General features: G+C 43.5%; 16 protein-coding genes. 14 read left to right on the forward strand and 2 right to left on the reverse strand.

The window, feature by feature from the left end; all coding sequences use genetic code 11:
- Positions 1-81: 81 nt before the first annotated feature.
- Positions 82-1,509 carry a 16S rRNA (cytosine(1407)-C(5))-methyltransferase RsmF gene (gene rsmF, locus BSQ33_RS00735; RefSeq protein WP_088132907.1) on the reverse strand — a complete coding sequence of 476 codons (1,428 nt, stop codon included), beginning with the start codon at positions 1,507-1,509 and terminating at the stop codon, positions 82-84.
- A gap of 305 nt (positions 1,510-1,814) precedes the next feature.
- On the opposite strand from rsmF, the gene BSQ33_RS00740 reads away from it, so the two are divergent.
- From BSQ33_RS00740 to rmf, 14 genes are all read left to right on the forward strand, one after another.
- Complete coding sequence (locus BSQ33_RS00740; RefSeq protein WP_088132909.1) at positions 1,815-2,300, forward strand: GAF domain-containing protein; 486 nt, start codon at positions 1,815-1,817, stop codon at positions 2,298-2,300.
- A 90-nt stretch (positions 2,301-2,390) separates the two neighbouring features.
- Positions 2,391-3,002 (forward strand): RNA chaperone ProQ, encoded by a 612-nt coding sequence (gene proQ, locus BSQ33_RS00745; protein ID WP_021020334.1) that lies wholly within the window; start codon positions 2,391-2,393, stop codon positions 3,000-3,002.
- A 17-nt stretch (positions 3,003-3,019) separates the two neighbouring features.
- Positions 3,020-5,026 carry a carboxy terminal-processing peptidase gene (gene prc / locus BSQ33_RS00750; protein WP_021020333.1) on the forward strand — a complete coding sequence of 669 codons (2,007 nt, stop codon included), beginning with the start codon at positions 3,020-3,022 and terminating at the stop codon, positions 5,024-5,026.
- Between the two features lie 175 nt (positions 5,027-5,201).
- On the forward strand, positions 5,202-5,870 hold the full coding sequence (locus tag BSQ33_RS00755; RefSeq protein ID WP_021020332.1) for a hypothetical protein: 669 nt from the start codon (positions 5,202-5,204) through the stop codon (positions 5,868-5,870).
- 214 nt (positions 5,871-6,084) lie between these two features.
- Positions 6,085-8,688 (forward strand): aminopeptidase N, encoded by a 2,604-nt coding sequence (pepN, locus tag BSQ33_RS00760; protein ID WP_088132910.1) that lies wholly within the window; start codon positions 6,085-6,087, stop codon positions 8,686-8,688.
- Between the two features lie 62 nt (positions 8,689-8,750).
- Positions 8,751-8,969, forward strand: a complete 219-nt coding sequence (locus BSQ33_RS00765) for a DUF2835 domain-containing protein (protein ID WP_021020330.1) — start codon at positions 8,751-8,753, stop codon at positions 8,967-8,969.
- Positions 8,970-9,121: 152 nt separating this feature from the next.
- Positions 9,122-13,969 (forward strand): NAD-glutamate dehydrogenase, encoded by a 4,848-nt coding sequence (locus tag BSQ33_RS00770; protein WP_088132912.1) that lies wholly within the window; start codon positions 9,122-9,124, stop codon positions 13,967-13,969.
- A gap of 233 nt (positions 13,970-14,202) precedes the next feature.
- Positions 14,203-15,153, forward strand: a complete 951-nt coding sequence (locus BSQ33_RS00775; RefSeq protein ID WP_088132914.1) for a trypsin-like peptidase domain-containing protein — start codon at positions 14,203-14,205, stop codon at positions 15,151-15,153.
- A gap of 151 nt (positions 15,154-15,304) precedes the next feature.
- Positions 15,305-16,315, forward strand: coding sequence for a quinone-dependent dihydroorotate dehydrogenase (gene pyrD / locus BSQ33_RS00780; RefSeq protein ID WP_088132915.1), 1,011 nt, complete (start codon positions 15,305-15,307; stop codon positions 16,313-16,315).
- A gap of 178 nt (positions 16,316-16,493) precedes the next feature.
- The gene (locus BSQ33_RS00785) at positions 16,494-17,030 is read left to right on the forward strand and encodes a cell division protein ZapC (RefSeq protein ID WP_088132917.1); all 537 of its coding nucleotides are present in this window, start codon (positions 16,494-16,496) and stop codon (positions 17,028-17,030) included.
- A 427-nt stretch (positions 17,031-17,457) separates the two neighbouring features.
- Positions 17,458-19,587: a bifunctional 23S rRNA (guanine(2069)-N(7))-methyltransferase RlmK/23S rRNA (guanine(2445)-N(2))-methyltransferase RlmL gene (rlmKL, locus tag BSQ33_RS00790; RefSeq protein WP_021020325.1), complete on the forward strand. Its 2,130-nt coding sequence runs from the start codon at positions 17,458-17,460 to the stop codon at positions 19,585-19,587.
- A gap of 217 nt (positions 19,588-19,804) precedes the next feature.
- Positions 19,805-21,751: an ABC transporter ATP-binding protein gene (locus tag BSQ33_RS00795; RefSeq protein WP_088132919.1), complete on the forward strand. Its 1,947-nt coding sequence runs from the start codon at positions 19,805-19,807 to the stop codon at positions 21,749-21,751.
- A 2-nt stretch (positions 21,752-21,753) separates the two neighbouring features.
- Positions 21,754-23,448, forward strand: coding sequence for a DUF3466 family protein (locus tag BSQ33_RS00800; protein WP_088132920.1), 1,695 nt, complete (start codon positions 21,754-21,756; stop codon positions 23,446-23,448).
- A 172-nt stretch (positions 23,449-23,620) separates the two neighbouring features.
- On the forward strand, positions 23,621-23,794 hold the full coding sequence (rmf, locus tag BSQ33_RS00805) for a ribosome modulation factor (protein ID WP_027694189.1): 174 nt from the start codon (positions 23,621-23,623) through the stop codon (positions 23,792-23,794).
- 135 nt (positions 23,795-23,929) lie between these two features.
- Here rmf and fabA read toward each other — a convergent pair whose 3' ends face one another.
- Entirely contained in the window at positions 23,930-24,448 is a 519-nt protein-coding gene (gene fabA, locus BSQ33_RS00810; RefSeq protein ID WP_021020321.1) for a bifunctional 3-hydroxydecanoyl-ACP dehydratase/trans-2-decenoyl-ACP isomerase, read from the reverse strand.
- Positions 24,449-24,458 lie beyond the last annotated feature (10 nt).

The following is a 24,458-nucleotide window of genomic DNA, read 5'->3' on the forward strand; positions in this document are numbered from 1 at the left end:
AGTTAAAACCGAAGCCCGCTAATACAGGCGTTCATTAAAATAGACAGCGTTAAAACCAATATGGGTTAAAACAAATATTGGTTAAAACAAATTACCATCTCTTACCAGCTCCCTTGGCAGGCTATTTTTAATTCGGTTACCGACCCATTTCCCCAGTCCAAGAAAGACACCTTGATATTGAACCAAAACTTCGCCTTGGCCGGCTTCAGTCTGTTCCGGACGAATATCTTTGCCCATAAACCATTGGCGAGCGTCTTCCAGTGAGAGCGTGATCGCTTTGGTTTCATGTCCAGACGTCAGGGATGTTACAACTTGATGTTGCCAGCGATAGCCTTTTTTGTGTGCTTCGGCCAGCTTGATGCCCATTCGGGAAAATTTGAATCGGCCGATCATGGGCTCTAAAGCTTCAGGAAAGAGCCATACTTCATTATCACGAAGCCAAATCCGACTGTGTGGCGGAAGGTCAATATCCAGTGATTGCTTTAACGACTCACGAATACTCTGGCACTGCTTATGAGTCGCTTTACTGAAGGGAAATTTTCCAAGCCGTTTTGTGACTTGGGGTGTCGGCACGGAAGCTGTTTTACGGATACGCGCGACAAAGAAACCTTCACAATCATAAATTTGTGGGAATATATGCAGGAAGCCTTCTTCTGTCAGAGCGGATTGAGCTTGTGGAAAGAGGGACGCTAAAGATTCGAATGTGACGGCGTCACCAAAAGTTTGTTTCAGATGATAACAGACATTCTGGTTTTCCTCACGACTCAGTGTACAGGTAGAGTAGACGAGTACTCCTCCCGGTTTTAAAGCGTGGAAAGCACTTTCAATCAATGCCTTCTGCGTCTCAGCTATCGCTGCAATCGACGCAGGGCTCCAGTTCTTCATCGCATCCGGATCTTTGCGTACCGTTCCTTCTCCGGAACAAGGCGCATCAATTAACACAGCATCAAACTGTTCGGGAAGCCATTCACCGAAAACCCGGCCATCAAATGTTGTGAGGGCACTATTCCTGACCCCGCATCGTTCAATATTTGAGTACAGGGCTTTGGTGCGACTGGCGGAAAACTCGTTGGCAACGACGATGCCTTCATTATTCATGAGAGCAGCAATCTGAGTTGTTTTTGACCCCGGTGCCGCCGCCATATCTAATACCGATTCAAAAGCGGTTTCCTGCTCATGGAATAATGCGCTGACAGGCATCATAGAACTGGCTTCCTGAATATAAAATAAGCCGGTCATATGTTCGAATGTATTGCCTATTGGTGTGTCGAAATCTTCCGGTTCAACCCAAAATCCTTCAGAACACCAAGGAATAGGGGTTAAGCGCCAGCCATTTTCTTTGGCTCGTTGGCAAAAATCGACGACAGATATTTTCAGGGTATTGACGCGAATACTTTTGCGCAGCGGGCGCTGACAGGCGGCAATAAAATCATCCATCGTCAGTTGAGATGGCAGTATCTGTTCAATCGTCCGCAGAAATTCATCCGGCAAATAAATATTCGTGTGCAAAATAACTCTCTCAATTTAACGTTCAATTGCAGGGAAGCGCAGCATTATATACACAAGTCATATTAAGATACAGAATCAGACGTCTTCTTGTCAGCTTTCTACCCGTTTACCGGAGCGGTGGCGTCGATGACAATGAAAATGATGTCCTCGGATATGGATGTATTTGCATCAATACAACATGAATGTTAGTTTTTGCTTGTATTATCAGTCATTCAGCGATAAAACGACTCGTTTAAAAGCGATATCTCGTTTTTAAAGCAATATATAGCAATGATTGAACAGATTGCATGACAACGGAAAGATTTATGGAACTTGAACAGTATCGACTTTTAACAAAACAGGCCGTGACATTCATTGGTTCTGAAACCAACTTAGTGGCTAACTTGGCAAATTTATCAGCGCTTCTGAATATGGAAATGACCGACATCAATTGGGTAGGTTTTTATCTGTTAGAAGGCGATGAGCTTGTATTGGGGCCATTTCAAGGCAAACCTGCTTGTATTCGAATCCCTGTTGGTCGAGGCGTCTGTGGGACTGCGATTGAAACCAATTGTGTCCAGCGGATTGATGATGTGCATGCATTTGACGGACATATTGCTTGTGATGCCGATAGTCGCTCCGAGTTGGTGATCCCTTTTTCGATTCACGGCCGATTGCGGGGGGTATTGGATATTGACAGCCCGAGCAAAGGACGATTCTCCGAAGTTGATCAACAAGGTCTCACAGAAATGATGGCTCAGGTAGAAAAGCTGTTTAATTCACAGACTAACGAGACATTATTTACAGTCTGACGGTGGTTTTTCCGATTCAGAACACTATAATACCCGAACATTGATATCTTCATGTCTTACGGAATGAAACCGTAGTAACCAGGAACCCACATGGAAAACACTGAAAAGTTAAAAAACAGCAAAGAAGTCATTGCATATATTGCTGAATGTTTCCCAAAATGCTTCACATTAGAAGGTGAAGCTAAGCCACTGAAAATTGGTATTTTTCAAGATCTTGTTGAACGTCTGGAAGGTGACCCGAAGGTGAGTAAAACTCAACTTCGTGCAGCATTAAGACAGTACACCTCCTCATGGCGTTATCTGCATGGGGTAAAACCCGGTGCCGAACGAGTTGACTTAGATGGGAATCCATGTGGTACATTAGAACAAGAACATGTTGAACATGCCCAGAACACACTGGCCGAGAGTAAGGCAAAAGTTCAGGCTCGACGCAAAGAAAAACAGAAACAAGAAAAGAATAATGCACAGCCTAAAACTAGGAAGCCAAATCCTAAGGCAAAAACGGTAAAACGTGCTCAGGAAAAAACCGTACAAGCCCGGGCATTGACTGCTGATGAACTAAGTGTGGGTCGTCAGGTCAAAGTCACCATGGGTAAAGGCAACATGGCTGCGACCATTGTTGAGATCAATAAGGAAGATGTGCGCGTACAGCTTGGGAATGGCCTACAAATGGTCATTAAAGCGGAGCACTTAAGCGCATAAAGGAGAGCCTCCTACGCATGAAATGCCGTTCAAAACTGACACTAATTACTGCTGGCCTTTGGCTGGCAGTTTCTTCTGTTCAAGCCTCTGCACCTTCAATCCGTGAATCGGATCTGCCTGTCCTTGCTCCCGAAAGTCAACATTCGCTTGCGACGGAACGGGTTAAGAATAAGTTTGTGCAGTCTCACTATAAGCATATTTATTTGGATGATGCATTTTCCAAAAAGATATTTCAGCGTTATCTTGGTCTGCTTGATTACAACCGTAATATTTTTACTCAGAAAGATATTGATGGGTTTAAACAGTGGTCAGTTGAATTGGACGACCAACTGAATGCAGGCAATGACCAAATTGCGTTTGATGTATACAACATCTCCGTTAAAAAACGCTACGAGCGATTTCAATATGCACTTTCATTACTGGATCATGAAATAAAATTTGATACCAAGGAATCGATTGAATTAGATCGCTCGAAAGAGGCTTGGCCGAAGAATCAACAGGAATTAGATGATTTATGGCGTAAGCGAGTGAAATATGATGCGCTGAATTTGAAACTGACCGGAAAGAAATGGCCGGAAATCAAAGAGACGCTAACGAAACGCTATAATAATGCAATCAAACGCTTGACTCAGACACATAGTGAAGATGTATTTCAACTGTTTATGAATGCTTTTGCGCGTCAGATTGACCCGCATACCAGCTATCTTTCTCCGCGTAGTGCTGAGCAGTTTAAATCTGAAATGAACCTGTCGCTGGAAGGGATCGGTGCTGTGTTGCAAATGACGGATGATTATACCGTCATTCGTTCATTAGTCGCTGGTGGACCAGCAGATAAAAGCCACAAACTTTCTGAGGGTGACCGTATTATCGGGGTTGGTCAGGAAGGTAAAGCAATCGTTGATGTAATTGGGTGGCGTCTGGATGATGTCGTACAACTGATCAAAGGGCCGAAAGGCACCGTGGTTAAATTGCAAATCCTGCCAGAAGGCAAGAATGCTAAAAGTCACGTTGTCACAATTACACGAGATAAAATTCGTCTGGAAGATCGGGCTGTTAAATCAAAAGTGATTGAGCGAGACGGCAAGAAAATCGGGGTGCTTGAAGTGCCTAGTTTTTATGTCGGACTTTCCCGTGATACCGATAAGCTGTTGGCTGAATTTAAGCAGCAGCATGTTGATGGTGTGATTGTTGACCTGCGTAATAATGGTGGGGGTGCGCTGACTGAAGCGACTGGATTAACGGGCTTATTTATTAAAAAAGGACCGGTGGTTCAGGTACGTGATAGCCGCGGACAAGTAAACATCAACAGCGATACCGATGGCAAGAGTAGTTATGATGGGCCTTTAACGGTATTGATTAACCGTTATAGTGCTTCGGCTTCTGAAATTTTTGCCGCCGCTATGCAGGATTATGATCGTGCTGTAATTCTCGGAGAAAACTCCTATGGCAAAGGGACGGTTCAGCAACATTACTCGTTGAATAGTATTTACGATTTGTTCAGTGAGCCATTGGGATATATCCAATATACCATCCAGAAATTTTATCGCATTAATGGCGGTAGCACTCAGGATAAGGGCGTAGCCCCTGATATTGCATTCCCGACAGCTGTTGATCCGAGCGAAACTGGTGAAAGTGTTGAAGATAATGCCTTACCTTGGGATAGCATTACTCGTGCTGATTACACACCAGTGCATCACTATCAAAAGCTGATTCAGGCACTAAAAAAACGCCATGAAAAACGCATTGCCAAAGATATGGAGTTTCAGTTTATCGAGCAAGACATTGCGAAGTATAAACAGGAGAAAGAAAATGAGAATTGGCTTTCTTTGAATGAAGCTGTCAGACGTCAGGAGACTGATGCTGCGGATGCACTGAAATTAAAACGGATCAATCTACGCCAGAAGCAAGAAGGTCATAAGCCTTATGCCAAGTTCGAAGATATTCCGAAGGACTATGTTGCTCCGGATGCTTATTTGGATGAAGCCGTCGCAATTACCGTTGATATGGTCAATATTGGTTCTTAATTTCGTCATTTTTTGACTTTTATAGATAAACGCGCTTTTTGAAAGCGCGTTTTCTTTTTTATCTGCTTCATGCGTTTCTGTCTCTGTCTTTTTGCATCTTGAGACAATCATGGAATTGTTCGCTTTATCAGTATATGGATTCTAAGCTTAAAGAAAAAAGTGAGGAGAATATCTGATGCGCAATGTGAAATGGTATGTCGCTATCCTCAGTTTCGTGTGTTCTGGTAGTGGATTGAGTTCCAGTCACAAGAGCGATCTCACTCAGTTCGATTTTCCTTTTTTGATCGGTGAGTGGTATCTGGTGAATCCAGATCCGGAAGACCCGCATCAGGATTTTATGTCTATCCATCTGACACTGAGTTCCAGTTATACATTTGCCGTTCAGGTCAAGAAGCGGGATAGTTCAGTCGAATATTGGGAAGGTGGATATACCGCGAGCCAAGACACTTTAATGCTTGGTACCCACATGATTGAACCACAAATTTATGCCTATCAGACAACCCATAATCGACTGATGTTAAATGGGGTTACTTTCGTCAAATCACTTGCTCGTTCTCTGGTTGGCTATTGGCAAAGTGAGTACCTATCGGGAACGGAGTTAGATGTGGTTGGTGTGACACAAATTCAACTGATTCTACAACCTGATTTCTTATTTTTTATTCGGTCTGTTGATGAACAAGGCAATGAAGCGGTCCACCGTGGTGTCTATTATACCGAGAGCGATCATCTGGTTTTATTGTATGAACAGGGAGAGCACGATACCCGTTTTCAGGTTAGTGCTGATCAGCTCACGGTTAATTTTGAAAATGGCGCAATGGTTGCGGTGTTGAATCGGGTTGAGTAAGTCTGAGTCTTTGCCGATGAGTATTGAATGATATTGCAGCATCGCAAGATACAACATCGGCACATCGACAGATAATCTTGTTCGGTCATTGAGAATTATATGAGAATCGCCTAGAGTAGCCTTATCTATAGACGTGAAAACGTTCTATATCTCTGACAAACCTATTTCCATCATTCTGGAAAAGTTTTATATCGTTAACGCAAAAGGATTCAAGATGGCAAGTACGCTTCAAGCCAAATATCGTAAAGATTATCAATCGCCTTCTCATACGATCACTGATCTCAATCTCACGTTTGACCTTCATGAAAATCAAACTCGCGTCGTCGCCGTATCTCAGGTGAAACAGTTACAAGAAAGCAATCAATTGACGCTCGATGGTGAAGCCCTTGAGTTGGTGAGTGTTCAGGTTGACCAGCAACCGTGGACGGATTATCAGGTTGTCGAAGCCGGCTTAGAATTGAGTAATCTTCCTACTCAATTTGAACTACAAATAGAGACACTGATTAATCCGGCAGAAAATACAGCGTTGGAAGGTTTATATTTATCTGACGGTGCATTCTGCACACAATGTGAAGCTGAAGGGTTCCGCCGCATCACTTATTATCTTGACCGACCTGACGTGCTGGCACGATATACCACCACAATTATTGCCCCGCAAAATTATCCTTATCTGCTCAGCAATGGTAACAAAGTTGCGCAGGGAACAACCGATGAAGGGAAGTCTTGGGTTCGTTGGGAAGACCCGCATCCAAAACCTTCATACCTGTTTGCGTTAGTGGCCGGTGATTTTGATGTGCTTCGCGATTCTTACCAAACCGTATCCGGCCGAGATGTTGCACTTGAAATTTTCGTTGATAAAGGCAACTTAGACCGCGCTCATCATGCGATGCGCTCGCTGATCAACGCGATGAAATGGGATGAGCAGCGATTCGGGCTGGAATATGACCTAGATATCTACATGGTCGTAGCCGTCGATTTCTTTAATATGGGTGCGATGGAGAATAAAGGGTTAAATGTCTTTAACTCCAAGTTCGTCTTAGCCAATGATCAAACAGCAACCGATACGGATTATCTTGGTATCGAGGCGGTGATTGGACATGAATATTTTCATAACTGGACAGGGAATCGTGTCACTTGCCGGGATTGGTTTCAACTTAGTCTGAAAGAAGGGTTGACGGTTTTCCGTGATCAAGAGTTCTCTTCAGATTTGGGCTCGCGGGCAGTCAATCGTATTCATAATGTGCGTATTATTCGCGGACCACAATTTGCCGAAGATGCTTCACCGATGTCACATCCGATTCGTCCGGAGCAAGTGATCGAAATGAATAACTTCTATACTTTGACGGTATATGAAAAAGGCAGCGAAGTAATTCGTATGATTCATACCTTGTTGGGTGAAAGCAATTTCCAGAAGGGGATGAAACTTTACTTTGAACGTCATGATGGCACCGCTGCAACTTGTGAAGATTTTGTCGCGGCAATGGAAGATGCATCGGGTGTTGATTTGCAGCAGTTCCGTTTATGGTACAGCCAATCGGGAACTCCGGAACTTCGAGTGAGCGGTACTTATGATCAAGCCGCGCAGACATTTACACTGTCAGTGAAGCAACACACGCCACCGACAGCCGATCAAAAAGAAAAGCAGCCACTTCATATTCCTCTTGCTATCGAACTCTATGATGCCACAGGAAATATTATTGAGTTACGTTGTAACGGTGAAAAGGTATCAGATGTCTTGGATATTACCCAAGAAGAGCAGACATTCGTGTTTGAGTCGGTTAGCAGCGAGCCAATCCCTTCTCTGATGCAAGAATTCTCAGCACCGGTGAAACTGGTGTATGACTATCAAGATGAAGCATTAGCATTTTTGATGATCCATGCGAGAAATGAATTTGCTCGCTGGGATGCCGGACAAATGCTGATTGCGAAGTATATTCGCGCCAATATTGAGCGAGTGCAACAGGGACAGTCAATTGAGTTGCCTGAATCGGTAATGGATGCTTTCCGCGGTGTATTGCTCGATCCATCTTTGGATCATGAATTTATTGCTGAGATGTTGGCACTGCCAAATCATAATGAAGTGTCAGGTTGGTTTGAAACGGTTGATGTTGATGCGATCTCGCTGGTATTGAAAGCGATCAAAAATGCTTTAGCACAAGAGTTACAAGATGAGTTTTCAGCATTCTATCATTCGTTGAAGCAAGATGAATACACCATTGAGCATGCCGCGATTGGCCAACGTTCTCTGAGAAATACTTGCTTATCCTATTTAGCATTGACGGAACAAGGGGATGCCTTGGTACATCAGCAGTACCAAAATGCTAATAATATGACCGATACTATCGCTGCCATGACGGCGGCAAATCAGGCTGAACTTCCGTGTCGTGAAACATTGATGGCTGACTATAGTCGTCAGTGGAAACACGATGGTCTGGTGATGGATAAATGGTTTGCGTTACAAGGAACCAACTCGGCAGAAGATGCGCTGGCGGTGATTCAGGAAACGATGAACCACGAAGCATTCACGCTGAAAAACCCGAATCGTATTCGGAGTTTGATTGGTTCATTCCTGAATCAGAATCCTGCACGTTTCCATGACAAGTCAGGGAACGGTTACCGTTTTGCCGGTGAAATATTACAGCAACTGAATGCGATAAACCCGCAAGTTGCTTCACGTTTGATTGATCCATTGCTGAAATATAAGCGTTATGACTCAGTTCGTCAGAAATTGATGAAGCAAGAGTTAGAGGCGTTACTCAATATGGATAATCTCGCAAAAGATTTATATGAAAAAGTAACCAAAGCGCTGGAAGCTTAGTTTGTATTATCATTAGTTTAGATGAGGAAAGACCGTGGCTTGGCCACGGTCATTATTCACTGATGAAATATTTTTATTTTTCGCTTTATATTCCCTATCAGGAATACCTTGCACATTACTCCGGTTCGGCAAGCCATCTTGTTGTGAAAACCGATAATGGACTCACACTTCAACTTCCCGCGACACATTTTCGTCCTTATTTGACTCAATTTGGTTTGAAGGGGCGCTTCCGTCTTACGACTGATGCACAACATAAATTCCAGCGCCTTGAATTGATTTGACATTTACGCAACATATTCTCCCTTTTGTGATACGAATTAGTTAATTTTTATCGAAATTACTTCACAATTCAGTTGTTTCTTTTACAAAAATATTCTCTTTAACGCATAAACTAATAAAAATGACAGGCAATCCAGTAATAGATGAGGTTTCTATGGGCTCCCACGATACATTACAGCCAGTTTTAGTTGAGAAAGTATACCAACTGATCCAATCGAAGTTCGATTCTGAGCAACATTCGGTCGTTAAGCAGTTGGCGCAGCATCTTTTTAATAACATTTCACAGGATGATCTGACTGATCGAACGGAGTCTGATCTTTATGGGGCGGTCATTAGTCTTTGGCATCATTTGAATGAAGCCCAAGTCACGGAGCAATCCGTCAAAGTTTTTAATCCAGTGGTTAGCAAACATGGATGGCAGTCCACACATACGATTATTGAAGTCGTCGTTCCCGATACGCCTTTTTTAGTTGATTCAATAAAAATGGTTTTGAATCGCCTTGATCTGGCCTGTCATATCATGCTGCATGGTCCCGCTCAGGTTCAGCGTGATGAGAATAATAAAATTATTTCAATTGGTCAGCGTAAGGGTGAGCTGCATTCGATGTTTCACATTGAAGTTGATCGATTAACGGATACTCAAAAGATAAAACATCTGCGCGAAGAAGTGATTCGAGTGATCGCAGATACTGCATTGGTTGTCAGAGATTGGATGCCGATGGTTGAACAACTCAATCGTGTCATTCAGCAATTGGAAAAACAGAAAAAGCAACTACCGATTGATGAAGGACGCTTTTCCGAAACAATTGAGTTCTTACGTTGGTTAGCCAACCATAATTTCACGTTCATGGGTTACAAAGAGTACGATTTGATTGATACCGCAGAAGGCGGGGAGCTCAAACCAACCGATGATGTTGGACTGGGACTTTTTTCTAATCCGAAGCGGGTCAGAGGTGTCAAGCTCTCCGATTTTTCTGACTCCGCACGTTTGGAAGCAACGAAGCCATTCTTGTTGATCATGACCAAAGGGAATGGTCAGTCCCGGATCCACCGTCCGGCTTATACCGATTATATCGGGATCAAAAAATTCGATAAAAATGGCAAAGTGATCGGGGAGCATCGTTTTACGGGGTTATACACTTCAGCGGTCTATAACCAAACGGTTGAAAGTATTCCGTTGATCCGTGATAAAGTCCGCCGGATCCTTGCTGCCAGTGGCTATCGCGAGGGAGCTTATTCTTATAAAGCATTGCACAATATTCTCGAAAATTACCCACGGGATGAACTGTTACAGGCCAATGAGGAAGAATTACTTGAAGTCGGGATGGGTGTGGTCCAGATGCAGGATCGGGATCTGTTACGGTTATTTGTCCGCAAAGACCCATTCGGGCGCTTCTTCAGTTGTATGGTTTATGTTGCGAGAGATCGACATACGACCGAACTGAGGAAAAAAACACAAACGGTGCTTGCTGATTATTTTGAGTCAAAACAACCCGTTGATTATACAGTGTATTTCTCAGAGAGTCCGTTAGCCCGAACGCATTATATTGTACGGGTTGATAACAATAATATGGATATTGATGTGAAACGAATAGAGCAAAACTTGATGGAAGCATCGACCAGTTGGGATGATCGATTATCTGAAGCCATTGTTGCGGATTCAGGTGAGAGTAAAGGATTACCACTTTCAAAAGAGTATATGCGAGCGTTTCCGCGATCTTATAAAGAAGCCATGATGCCAAGTACGGCTGTTGCGGACATCGAAAGGCTGGAGTCCTTAAGCGAATCGCATAAATTAGACATGTTGTTTTATCGCCCACAGGAAGAAGATCGTCACTCCAAGGTCGTCAAACTGAAACTCTATCATCGGGATGAACCGATTCATTTATCCGATGTGATGCCGATGCTTGAAAATCTCGGACTTCGAGTGATTGGCGAGTCTCCTTATGAAGTGGATAAAACCAATGGGCAGACTTACTGGATTCTTGATTTCTCCATGCTACATAAAACAGACATGGCTATTGATATTCGCGAATCAAGGGATCGTTTCCAGCAGGCTTTTGCTGCAATTTGGCGCGGAGAACTCGACAATGACGGATTTAACCGTTTGGTATTGAGCGCTTCACTGACGGGAAGAGAAGTTTCTATTCTGAGAGCTTATGCCCGGTATATGCGGCAAGTTGGCTTCCCGTTCAGCCAACAATATATTGAAGATACACTCAATCATTATCCTCACTTGGCTAAGGGGCTCGTTGGTCTGTTTAGCGCGCGCTTCAATCCGGCTTCAGATGAGCAGAAACGTACTCGGACATTTGAGAAATTGGTGAATGAGCTTTCAGCTCAGCTTGAAGATGTTGAAAGTCTCGATGATGACCGGATTTTACGTCGTTACATGGAAATGATTCAGGCCACACTGCGGACGAATTATTTCCAGACGGATGAGCAAGGGCAGCCGAAACCTTGGTTATCGATGAAACTGAGTCCACGGGATATACCTGATATTCCAGCTCCAGTTCCTGCTTATGAGATTTTTGTTTATGCACCGGATGTTGAAGGCGTCCATTTACGCGGTGGTAAAGTTGCCCGAGGCGGATTGCGTTGGTCGGATCGACTTGAGGACTATCGCACAGAAATTCTGGGGTTGGTCAAAGCTCAGCAAGTGAAGAATACTGTGATTGTTCCTGTAGGAGCCAAAGGTGGCTTCATCTGTAAGAAACAATATTTGTTTAGTAATCGCGATGAAATTTTTGCGGAAGGACAACGGTGTTATCGCCAGTTTATTCAGGGATTGCTGGATATTACAGACAATATTAAAGAAGGGGATGTTGTGCCACCGGCCCAGGTGGTTCGACATGATCCTGATGATCCATACTTAGTGGTTGCAGCAGACAAAGGGACGGCAACATTCTCGGATATTGCTAACTCTGTTTCACAGGCATATAGCTTCTGGTTAGGAGATGCATTTGCCTCCGGTGGTTCAAACGGCTATGACCATAAAGCAATGGGTATCACTGCGAAAGGTGGTTGGGAATCGGTTAAACGTCATTTCCGGGAGTTGGGAATTGATTGTCAAACCTCCGAGTTTACCGCGATTGGAATTGGTGATATGGCCGGTGATGTATTCGGTAACGGGATGTTGTTATCACAATATACACGTTTGCAGGCGGCTTTTAACCATTTGCATATTTTCTTGGATCCCGATCCGGATCCTGCGCAGAGTTGGCAGGAGCGGGATCGTTTATTCAAAATGCCCAGATCATCATGGGAAGATTATGATCAGAAGTTGATCTCAAAAGGAGGTGGGATCTTCTCGCGTAAGGCGAAATCAATCACACTGTCACCGGAAGTCCGAACCATGCTACAAACGGATCAAAAACGACTGGCGCCGAATGAATTGATCCGCTTAATCTTGAAAATGGATGTTGATTTGCTATGGAATGGGGGAATCGGTACTTATGTTAAATCTGCCCAAGAAACCGATGCTGATGTTGGTGACCGAGCCAATGATGCTGTGAGAATTAATGGCACTGATTTGCAAGCGAAAATTGTCGGAGAAGGCGGCAACCTCGGGATGACGCAGTTAGGGCGCATCGAATATTCATTGAAGGGGGGCCGCATCAATACTGATTTTGTTGATAATGTCGGTGGTGTTGATTGTTCGGATAATGAAGTCAATATCAAAATCTTCCTGAATACATTGGTTGCACATGGTGAGCTGACCATGAAAAAACGCAATCAATTACTGCAATCAATGCAGGATGAAGTGGGAGAGATCGTTCTTGCTGATGCTTATCAGCAGGCCGAATCGATTTCGGTGGCTGAAGTGCAAGGTGTCTCTTTAGTCAAAGAGCAGATCCGCTTTATTCATGCACTCGAAAAGAATGGTGCTTTGGATCGGGCGCTGGAATATCTGCCTGATGATGAAACCCTGTTGGAGCGTGAAAAACAGGAAGTCGGGCTGACTCGTCCTGAGTTGTCCGTTCTGATCGCTTACGCGAAAATGGTGTTGAAAGAGCAGTTGGCGGATGAACGCATTGCTAATGACAGTTACCATGCGACGCAGTTGATTCAATATTTTCCTTCTGAGTTACGGCGTAACTATGCTGAGTTACTTCCGACACATCCACTGCGAATCGAAATTATTGCAACAGCGCTGGCGAATCAAATGGTCAATGAAATGGGTTGTAATTTTGTCTCTCGTTTACAGGATGAAACCGGAGCCGGTGTGGTTGAGATTACCAATGCTTATTGTGCGGCTAGAGATATCTATAACCTTGACCATATTATGGAAAAAATTCGGGTGCTAGATAATCAGGCTACCACAGCGGCACAATATGAAGTGCTGGGGGTTGTCCGGCGATTTTTAAGACGTTTGTCCCGTTGGATTCTCCGCAATCATATGGGGAAAAAATCGGTTAATGAACTGATCGAACTTTATAAAGATGATGTGCAGCAAATTGCGACACATTTGAATGAGGTGTTGGTTGGCAGAGAAATCAGTGATCACGATGCGCTTGCTAACCGCTGGATCGGCCAGGGAATCGATGACGATATGGCACATTATGTTTCCCGACTTTCCAGTCTCAATTCTGCATTGGATATTTGTATCGTCGCCCGAGAAAAAGGGATTACAGTTCAGCAAACAGCGAAGCTATATTTCCACCTTGGTGTTCGTTTATCACTGCACTGGTTCTTAGAGCAAATCAATCATCAGGCGGTTGATAATAATTGGCAGGCCTTAGCTCGCGCTGCATTTAGGGAAGATCTCGATTGGCAACAGCGTCAGTTAACATCTCAGGTTCTTTCCTGTGCTTGTCTCGACGATTCATTTGATGAAATCGCGCTACTGGAACAATGGATTGAAGCCAACCAGATGACCTTGCAACGGTGGGAGAATATCCTCAACGAATTTAAAGTCGGGGCTGTTCATGAATTTGCCAAATTCTCAGTGGCACTCAGGGAGCTGACATTATTAAATTTGAATTGTTCGGCAAATGAGTAAATAGATGATAGAGATTTACTTGGCTTTCTAAGCATCGAATAGTGCTAGGGTTATAGATGATCCCCATTAATTTTTTATTAGTGGGGATTTTTTATATCACTTCATATTTGTTATCATCTTCTTCCCGATAAAGGAACTCACACAAAGCTTTCAAATAGTCTAATCTGAAGGTATAAACATATTTTTTGAATGTCAATATTGATGCTAACACTTGATAATGAATAGGATTTTTTATGAATAAGATGGTGGTCCGTGTATTGGGTCTTACTATGATATTGTTTACATCAAAAGTTGTCGTAGCCATGACTACAACAGATCTTTACAAAAAATATCAGGAGCAAACAGATCATAAAGCATTTGCGATTGGTCTGAATAATATATCTGGTGCCTCATGGGGGGCTACGACTCAAGAATCAGCTAGGGATATGGCTCTTAAAACTTGTAAAAAATCAGGTGGTAAGAACTGTAGTATTACTGAAGTTGACGGTAAGCCTTGGTCTTCAAATAGTCCTCAAGACAGTAGGGTAAATATGGTTACAAATTATAACATTATGTCAAATGGTGTTAGCTACATACCGGATTTAATTTTTGCAGCTAGTGGATTCTTTGTAAACAAATACTATATTGTTACAACAAGCGAAGCTGTAGAAAAATGCACAAAAATAAACTTTGAAAGGAATGGGAAATTAATAAATACAATAGTGATACGTGTTGATAAGGTAAATGGTATAGCAGTTTTGAAATCGTCTGAACCTTCAGAAATTAGTGTAAGTATAAGTTCCAAAAGGAAGACAACCCAAGGGGATAGGACTTATGCATATGGTTATGACCTATCGGATCTTATTAACTCACAAATACCTTCCTATCAAGGGAAAATTACCGATGGAATTATCAGCTTAGCTTCTGGCGATTATAACGATATTCGTTATATGAGTATTACAAATAGCCTTAGTAAAGGTAATACTGGTGGTCCTGTTCTTTCAGAAAGCGGTGAAGTGGTTGGATTAGTAACAAGCACAGATAAACAAGTTATTAAGTCGTCGATACTTAGCATTTTTTTAGATGAACAAGGTATTAGCTATAAAGAAGGAAACACTAAAAAATTGAATGTTATTTCACCGTCCTCAATAGCCCGAAGTGCTCAAAAGTACAGTGTACCAATCGTGTGTTTAAATCGAAGTTAGTTCATCATCCTCTTAAGGATTTGATGTGTATCTATGGTTAGTACAGATCACTGCTTGTCATTACGAATTACATTATTAAATTTGAATTGTTCGGCAAATGAGTAAATAATAAGGCCCCGTTTGTACGGGGCTTTTTTCTTTCGGAGGCACAATGCTTTACCGTATCGCCAGAAGTGGCTTTTTCCAACTGGATGCCGAAAAGGCACATGATCTTGCAATTCAAAATTTTAAACGTTTCACAGGCACACCTCTTGATCTCCTTTACCGCCAGCATTTACCGCATCGTCCGGTCGAATGTATGGGCTTGATGTTCAAAAACCCAGTCGGATTAGCGGCGGGGCTGGATAAAAACGGAGAATGTATCGATGCATTTGGTGCCATGGGATTTGGTTTTGTTGAAGTTGGCACGGTAACACCAAAGCCACAGCCCGGGAATGATAAACCTCGACTGTTCCGATTGGTGGAAGCGGGAGGGATTATCAACCGGATGGGATTCAATAACCAAGGTGTTGATCAACTACTCGAGAATGTCAAAAAGTCAAACTATGATGGCGTTCTGGGAATCAATATCGGTAAGAATAAAGATACTCCGATTGAGAAAGGAGCGGATGACTACTTGATCTGTATGGATAAAGTGTATCCATATGCCGGATATATAGCTGTCAATATCTCATCACCCAATACACCGGGACTGCGTTCGTTGCAGTACGGTGAAGCGTTGGATGAACTACTGACGTTATTAAAAGCAAAACAAGCTGAATTAGCGAAGCTGCACGATAAATATGTTCCGCTTGCACTGAAAATCGCACCGGATTTAAGTGATGATGAACTCGAACAGATTTGTCAGTCTCTGCTGCGCAACAATATCGATGGTGTGATTGCAACGAATACGACATTGGATCGTTCAATTGTGGCAGGAATGAAACATGCCAATGAAGCGGGTGGTTTGAGTGGGCGTCCTGTACAACTTCGAAGTACCGAAGTGATTCGCAAATTATATCAGGAATTGGGTGAGCAAATTCCAATCATTGGTGTGGGCGGTATTGACTCTTATGTTGCTGCCAAAGAAAAACTACTGGCAGGTGCTAAATTGGTGCAGGTTTATTCGGGTTTTATTTACCATGGGCCTGGTCTAGTAAGAGACATCGTCAAAAATTTATAGTCATCTGACAATATTGCACTGATTTACATCAAATCAGCCTGAAATTTTCGAGAGGGAATGAGCATTCATTTCCTCTTTTTTTTTCTCTTTTCACTTTTAGAATGATATTGATTCGTTGGTAAACTGCTCTATCAGGGCACGAGTATCATAAATGATCCGTATTGAAAAGAGTTGTAATATGCTGAAACCGAGTGATAAATGGAACTGGTATTTTTGTGATAGCGAAGGCCACTTAATGCTCGATTTGGGAAATGAGATGGTTTTTAAAACCCTTTTACCCAAAAAGCTGCTTGTTACTTGCGCTTTTACTTCTGGTCAGTTCACTGTTGATGATGCCAGTGATTACCAAGTGTTTAAAGAGAGTGTTGCGTATCTGGACTTGTCTGAACCCAGAAAAGTTGAACTCATTCTAAACTGCGTCGCAGCGAAAAGATTTCATAAACCCGTTCAACCGAAAAGCTGGTTCTTTGATATCCAGAATGCAGAAACCGTCCCGCATGTCGGGGAGATTGTCCAGCTAAAGAATAGAATGAACGCTGGTCGCTTTATTGTTCTGGAAGTCGGTGAATATGCCAGTTTATGCGCTAGCATTGAACTGGAAGCATTTACACTGGCTCCGGGTAAAGAACTCAAATATGGTCAGGCTATCAAAGTTATGCATGACCGTATGGAGTACGTGAACCTCGGTTCACAACCTGTAGCCTTAGTTGGCTAGTGATTTCCATTCGTATTTTGTTCCTTTTTTTATTTCCCATCGGCTGAAAGGCCGATTTTTTTTGCCTTAAGATCCCGCATCCAACCACCATGCTATCCAGATGAAAATCTCAACTGTGAGATTCATCCATAAATTTCGATAAATTTATCACCAATGCGATAGCGAAAATCACTGTAATGATGACCTTTTATACACAAGACTTCCTCTTTTGGGGTGTTTTTGTAATAAATTTACATTGTAAACAAGGGTCTGGTATAGACCAATTTAGCAGTGAATAAATACTCACTTACTCGGGAAGCATTGATATATAAGGAGAGAAAAAATGACGACTTTCAGAGCAGAAAAAGAAAAATTCCTTGGTTTGATTTACCCAAATAGACGAATGTCAGGTATAATTGCGGGCCAATTTTCAGAGTAAAGACCATCGATGCATCAGTATTTAGCCACGACTTCAATCGGACTTGAGAATCTATTAGCAGAAGAGTTGAACCGTTTAGGTGTTAGTGACACCCAAGTTGTTCAGGCCGGTGTCCGGTTCCGCGCCACCAATGAAGTAATTTATCGTTGCTGCCTTTGGAGCAGAGTCGCTTCACGTTTTATCCGAATTCTTTCAGAGTTTTCATGTCAGGATGATATGGATCTTTATCTCTCGGCATCAGCCATTCGGTGGAGTGATTACTTACAGCCATCGGGAACGGTGATAGTCGATTTCAACGGTACCAATCAGTCGATCCGCAATAGTCAGTACGGGGCGGTTAAAGTAAAAGATGCGATCGTTGATCATTTTACGAAAAGAAACTTACCTCGACCAACGATCAGTAAAGATCGTCCGGATCTTCGGGTGCATGTCCGTTTGAATAAAGAAAAAGCCATCATGGGGATCGACATGGTTGGGGGAAGCTTGCATATCAGAGGTTACCGGACCGAAGCTGGTGCTGCGCCTTTGCGAGAAACGCTGGCGGCAGCGATGATCATGCGTAGTGGTTGGCAGGGTGAGATTGCGTTGATGGATCCAATGTGTGGATCCGGCACGATCGTCATTGAAGCGGCGATGATGGCTGCTGGGATAGCGCCCGGTATCAATCGGGCTCATTGGGGATTCCAGTCTCTGCCTGACTATGAACCCGAGCTGTGGACACAAGTCAAAACACAAGCCAGTGTTCAGTCGAAAAGAGGAATCAAACAAGTCTCAGTACCTATCTATGGTTATGACTATGATGAGAAGATGCTGAAGCTGGCAAAAGAAAACGCCCGTCGTGCTGGTGTACGTGACCTAATCGAATTTCAATCGATGGATGCTGCAAAGCTACAACGTCCGGTGTCTTTTCAGGCTGGCTTAATTATTTCTAATCCACCTTATGGGGAGCGGTTAGGGACGGAGCCTAGTCTCATTGCATTGTATGCTTCGTTAGGTGCACAGCTGAAATCTGAGTTTGGCGGATGTAAGGCGATGTTCCTTTCCAGTTCTGACGAGTTATTAAGCTGTTTGCGGATGCGGGCTGATAAACAATTCAAAATGAGAAATGGTTCGTTACCTTGTCACTTAAAAATCTATGCGATTGCTGAGCGAGACGAGAGCCAGCGCCAGTCGGCAACTCAGGAAGTCGCTGCCGATTTTGCCAATCGGTTACGCAAAAATATCGCAAAAATCACCCCATGGGCAAAACGAGAACAGCTTGATTGTTATCGTGTCTATGATGCTGATCTGCCCGATTATAATGCTGCAATTGATGTGTATGGCGACCATGTGGTTATTCAGGAATATGCGGCACCAAAATCAATTGCACCGGAGAAAGCCAAACGGCGTCTGACCGATATGATTCGGGCGACGACGCAGGTGATGGATGTCGATGCAAATCATATTGTCCTGAAAGTGAGAGAAAAACAGAAAGGACATGCGCAGTATCAGAAAATGTCCACCAAAGCTAAAACCTCGCAAGTGCGGGAATATGGCGCTCAGTTTATTGTTAATTTATATGACTATCTCGATACCGGACTGTTTCTCGATCATCGATTGACACGCCGTCGTTTGGGAGAGATGGCAAAAGGTCGGGATTTCCTGAATTTGTTCGCATATACAGGAACAGCGACGGTCCATGCTGCATTGGGTGGGGCAAAATCAACCACGACAGTTGATATGTCCAAAACATATCTGGAATGGGCGAAAGAAAATATGGCTCTCAATCGGCAGATTGGGCGTCAACATCGCTACGAGCAAGCGGATTGCTTACAATGGCTTGAGCAAGCGAAAGGGCAATATGATTTAATTTTTATTGACCCTCCGACATTTTCAAATTCGAAACGAATGGCGGCGACATTTGATGTTCAACGAGATCATATCCATGTCATGCAACATCTGAAACGTATTCTGCGTCAGGATGGTGTCATCGTATTTTCTAATAATAAACGGCAGTTTAAGATGGATATGGAAGGTATGGCCGCACTACAACTCTCTGCGGAGAATATCTCATCACAAACATTGCCTTTAGATTTTAAACGGCATCAGCAAATCCATAACTGTTGGATCATTCGTCATCGTGAAGCAGATGCGGAATAATTGATATCTTGCTTCATTTCCCGATAACATACAGCGCGATAATTTTATTTAGTGAACAGGCTGACCCAAAATCAGCCTGCTTTGTTGGTCAGTCAATGATGATGACTGGAAAATAAGTGCAAATCATAGTGACACCGTCACAAATGGCGCTTAGCTTTCAGGGATGAGTATCAAAATGACCGTTATATTCACAGCATTCAAAATTGGTTAGAAGCATATGGCATTAATAAGCATTCATAACGGGTATTTAGCATTTGGTGATCATCCGTTGCTGGATCATATTGACTTTTCTCTGCAGGAAAACGAGCGGGTCTGTCTGGTGGGCCGAAATGGTGCGGGCAAATCAACGTTAATGAAAGTTCTCTGTGGAGAGATTCATCTGGATGACGGCAAAATGACCGTAACACAAGACGTCGTGGTTTCTCGTCTGGAGCAAGACCCGCCCAGAGATCAGGAAGGGACGGTATTTGAGTATGTTGCCGATGGTCTGGCTGATGTTGGTCAACAGCTTCAGAGCTATCAAGAATTGCTGACATTGATTGAACGTGATCCAAGTGAGAAAAATATTACCCGACTCGCGCAGGTTCAGGAGCAACTGGATCATAATGGCGGATGGCGTTTTGATGAACGGATTAAAAATGTCTTGGCTTCGTTAAATCTTGATGGTCAGACGTTATTAACCGATCTATCCGGTGGGTGGCAGCGGAAGGCCGCACTGGCCCGGGCACTGGTTTGTGAACCTGACGTATTATTACTCGACGAACCGACCAACCATTTGGATGTCACGACGATTGAGTGGTTGGAAAATTTTCTGAAGGATTTCAAAGGGTCAATCATCTTTATTTCACATGACCGTAGCTTTATTCAGTCGATGGCGACTCGGATTGTCGATTTAGATCGCGGGCAGCTTGCTTCATTCGAGACGGGTTATGAACAATACCTGACGGAGAAAGAAGAACTGCTACGTGTTGAAGAACTGCAAAATGCTGAATTTGATAAGAAGCTCGCTCAGGAAGAAGTTTGGATTCGTCAAGGCATTAAAGCCCGTAGAACACGTAATGAAGGGCGGGTGAGAGCCTTAAAAAAACTTCGCCAAGAGCGCAGTGAGCGACGTGAGGTTCAGGGTAAAGTAAACTTACAATTAGATGATACGGTTCGCTCCGGTAAGATTGTCTTTGAGGCTGAAAATCTTTCGTATGACATTGATGGTCGCTGTATCATTGATAATTTTAGCTTTAATGTTATGCGTGGTGACCGAATTGCCTTGATCGGGCCAAATGGTTGCGGTAAAAGTACATTGTTAAAATTGTTATTAGGGAAAATCCAGCCGACTCATGGCCGCTTACATTGTGGTACGAAACTGGAAGTTGCCTATTTTGACCAGTATCGAGAGAAACTGGATCCTGAAAAAACCGTAATGGATAATTTGGCTGACGGTAAGCAAGAAGTGATGGTCGGTGGGCGTCCACGCCATGCTTTAAGCTATTTGCAGGATTTTCTCTTTTCTCCGAAGCGGGCAAGAACGCCAGTGAAAGCGCTATCTGGCGGGGAGAAAAATCGATTATTGTTAGCCCGAATATTCCTCCGCCCGAATAATCTTTTGGTGCTGGATGAACCAACGAACGATTTAGATATCGAGACACTGGAACTTTTGGAAGATTTACTTGCCAACTATCAGGGTACATTGCTTTTGGTCAGCCATGATCGTCATTTTGTGGACAATACTGTGATGACAAGCTGGATTTTTGAGGGCAATGGCCAGATTGAAGAGTTTGTCGGCGGATATCACGATGCGCAGCAACAGCGGCAGCAAGTATTCGCGGCAAGAAATGAACAGATGAAGCGTCAAGCGTCACAGCCGGAAGTCTCTCCGGTGCAGGCAACGGGCGCTTCAGTGAAAACAAATCCTCCTGCGAAGGTCAGTAAAGGTAAAAAATTATCTTACAAGCAGCAACGTGAACTTGAGTCGCTTCCGGAACAGCTCGAAGCTTTGGAACAAGAGATAGAAACACTCCAGGCGCAAGTAAACAATGCTGACTTTTTTTCGCAGGGTGTTGAACAGACTCAACCCACTTTGGAACGATTAGATGCCGCGGAAAAAGAACTTGAGCAGGCATTTAACCGCTGGGAAGAGCTTGAAGCATTACAACAGGACAGTAAATAATAATGACACCAATCAAGACGAAAATATCACTTTTAGCCTTTTCTGTATTTGCAGCGACGCAGGCTCATGCTGCTCTTTATCAAATTGTTGAAGTGACGCCCCCTGTTTCTTCAAATAGTTACCAAAGTGCATTTGGTGTCGCAATTCAGCCTTCTACGGATGATAGTCATTCAGCCACTAATTTTAATAGTTGTTTTCTCGCGAGCTCGATCGGTGGGACGGCTTGCTCTGGTTTTAATCTTGCCGGAGAAACTCGAATTCAGAAAACAATGGCTGGTGAAGCGGTTGATGGAATCAGTTATCGCGAAGAAGTACCTTTCGGGATGGATAACGCTTTCTCTTTCGCTCAGACAGAGAATGATTTAAAGAATTATTGTTCGAGTGAGTTGCTTTATTCAACTTGTGATGCTTGGGGTGAATCCCATTGGACGGAATGGCGACGTGAGCTGACCGGTGATCATACTGTTAACGCAATCGCCTTTGTCGAAGGCGGTTCTGTCTTGAGTAGTCAGAATACCGTGATCAACAGCTTAACAACCAGCTCTAGTCCGATTGGGATTCAACTGTCGACAGGGGATAACCGTCAGACTGTTGAAGCCCAAGTTCCAACATCTATAAAACCAGTCAAAAATGGATTTGATAAATCCCGAGCCTGGAAAACCGATGGGACTTTCACTGTCGGGAGTGTATCGAGCAATAAAACCAATAGTTTTGGTAACTATTACAGTTCTAATGCTGCGATTTGGGGCAGTGATGGGGCGGTGATCCAAATTGGTTGGGGAGCAGGGGTTAGTCAGGAAAAAGATCAGCGCCTTGCCCAAGGCAGTATGCGTGACTTTGTGGTCAAAAATGGGAACATTTATGGCGTCGGTTATAATACCTACGACAGCGATAATAATTTTATGAATGCGACAGTCTTTCAGGTGGCTACAGGCAATTATGCGAGCGTAGCATCGTGGCAATCCACTGAGATTAATGACGCAAAGGCCAAATCGGGCAATGATCGAATCTATAGTCATACTGTTTTGACTGCTGTTAATGACAACCTGGTTGCGATTGGCGAAGCGAAACGGGCGGGAAGCCGGCCATCCGGTGGTGCTGCGGCTAATCGGTTTTTTGTCGTACCGGATGTCAGTGCCACATCACCATCCGCGCAGTTTATCTCTGACAACATTTCGTTCTCCGGTGCTGGTGGCCATGCGAATGCGATCAATAACTTTAATGAAATTGTTGGTCAGGTCGATACGGAATCCAGTCGTGAAAGTAGTGGTAAGCCGCGACGCAAGCGTGCGTTTATCTATCCGTATAATACAACCGGTAGTAACGCCACACGGATGGGTATTTTCGCCAACCGACCTTGGTTACTGGATGATTTGACTAACGGTGGTAATTTTTCTGCAAATAACAATCAATACCGTATTCTGAATGCATCTGATATTAATGATGCGGGTGTAATTGCAGCAACGGCAATTAAGTGTAGTGGTGGATATGATTCAACCGCTCACAATGCGACATGTGGTGATGGCGGGCGAACAGAGACAACCGTTGCGGTGAAGCTCATTCCGATAGAGAATGCAACCAGCAGTGACATCAGTGCCAGAGGACATGAATCAAGCCCGACGAAGCGAAGTGGTGGTGCTTTGGGTAGCGCTGGTTTGACACTACTGACTCTGCTTTGGTTCCGTCGAAAACGGTGAGTTTTGTCAATAATCGGAATGAGTCACAGATTTAGATTTGCACTTATTTTGGTCCCTTTTTATGCTTGAGTCTGATTCCTAATTGAGCGATTCTTAGAGGTGTGGTCATAAAAAAGCCACACCTTTGTAACAGTTATCAGTTAATGAATCGTTAATGTATGAGGACTTTACTATGAAGAGACAAAAGCGAGATCGTCTGGGAAGAGCACAGTCTCAGGGGTACAAAGCAGGGTTAAATGGTCGTTCTGCTGAGGAGTGCCCTTACCAACAGATGGATGTTCGCTCCTATTGGATGGGCGGTTGGCGCGAAGCCAGAGATGACAAGAATGCAGGTCTCTATAAATAACGAAACATTCCACATACACTGAGACGCAGCCCCTGTAAGCAGGGGCTTTATTGTACGCACCTAATGCACTATAACTAATTATCAGCAGAATAAAAAAACGGTTCGTGAACGAACCGCCTTGTATCGCATTCATGATTAAAAAGTTGATGTATCTTGAAATAGGCCAACTTTTAGATCTTTCGCTACATAAATTTCTTTACCATCAACTAAAACTCGGCCATCCGCGACACCCATAACCAGTTTACGGTTGACGACACGTTTCATGTTAATTTCGTAAGTCACTTTTTTCGCTGTTGGCAGAATCTGGCCGGTAAATTTCACTTCACCAACACCTAAAGCTCTGCCTTTACCTTTGCCGCCAACCCAGCCGAGGAAGAAGCCGACAAGTTGCCACATTGCATCAAGTCCGAGACAACCTGGCATCACTGGATCACCAGGGAAGTGGCAGTCAAAAAACCATAGATCAGGAGTAATATCAAGCTCAGCTAGAATCAAACCTTTACCAAATTCACCTTCTGTCTCAGACATCTTAGTTACACGATCCATCATTAACATATTGGGAGCTGGTAATTGTGGATATCCTGGCCCAAAGAGTTCACCTCTGCTTGATGCCAGAAGGTCGTCACGATTATAAGATTCACGTTTATTTTGCATTATTTATTAC

It is taken from the genome of Vibrio gazogenes (assembly GCF_002196515.1).
Taxonomy (GTDB): domain Bacteria; phylum Pseudomonadota; class Gammaproteobacteria; order Enterobacterales; family Vibrionaceae; genus Vibrio; species Vibrio gazogenes_A.

Coding starts and splice junctions, on each gene's coding strand:
- BSQ33_RS00740 (WP_088132909.1), top strand. CDS start 1,815: ATGGAACTTGAACAGTATCGACTTTTAACAAAACAGGCCGTGACATTC.
- proQ (WP_021020334.1), top strand. CDS start 2,391: ATGGAAAACACTGAAAAGTTAAAAAACAGCAAAGAAGTCATTGCATAT.
- prc (WP_021020333.1), top strand. CDS start 3,020: ATGAAATGCCGTTCAAAACTGACACTAATTACTGCTGGCCTTTGGCTG.
- BSQ33_RS00755 (WP_021020332.1), top strand. CDS start 5,202: ATGCGCAATGTGAAATGGTATGTCGCTATCCTCAGTTTCGTGTGTTCT.
- pepN (WP_088132910.1), top strand. CDS start 6,085: ATGGCAAGTACGCTTCAAGCCAAATATCGTAAAGATTATCAATCGCCT.
- BSQ33_RS00765 (WP_021020330.1), top strand. CDS start 8,751: ATGAAATATTTTTATTTTTCGCTTTATATTCCCTATCAGGAATACCTT.
- BSQ33_RS00770 (WP_088132912.1), top strand. CDS start 9,122: ATGGGCTCCCACGATACATTACAGCCAGTTTTAGTTGAGAAAGTATAC.
- BSQ33_RS00775 (WP_088132914.1), top strand. CDS start 14,203: ATGAATAAGATGGTGGTCCGTGTATTGGGTCTTACTATGATATTGTTT.
- pyrD (WP_088132915.1), top strand. CDS start 15,305: ATGCTTTACCGTATCGCCAGAAGTGGCTTTTTCCAACTGGATGCCGAA.
- BSQ33_RS00785 (WP_088132917.1), top strand. CDS start 16,494: ATGCTGAAACCGAGTGATAAATGGAACTGGTATTTTTGTGATAGCGAA.
- rlmKL (WP_021020325.1), top strand. CDS start 17,458: ATGCATCAGTATTTAGCCACGACTTCAATCGGACTTGAGAATCTATTA.
- BSQ33_RS00795 (WP_088132919.1), top strand. CDS start 19,805: ATGGCATTAATAAGCATTCATAACGGGTATTTAGCATTTGGTGATCAT.
- BSQ33_RS00800 (WP_088132920.1), top strand. CDS start 21,754: ATGACACCAATCAAGACGAAAATATCACTTTTAGCCTTTTCTGTATTT.
- rmf (WP_027694189.1), top strand. CDS start 23,621: ATGAAGAGACAAAAGCGAGATCGTCTGGGAAGAGCACAGTCTCAGGGG.
- fabA (WP_021020321.1), bottom strand. CDS start 24,448: ATGCAAAATAAACGTGAATCTTATAATCGTGACGACCTTCTGGCATCA.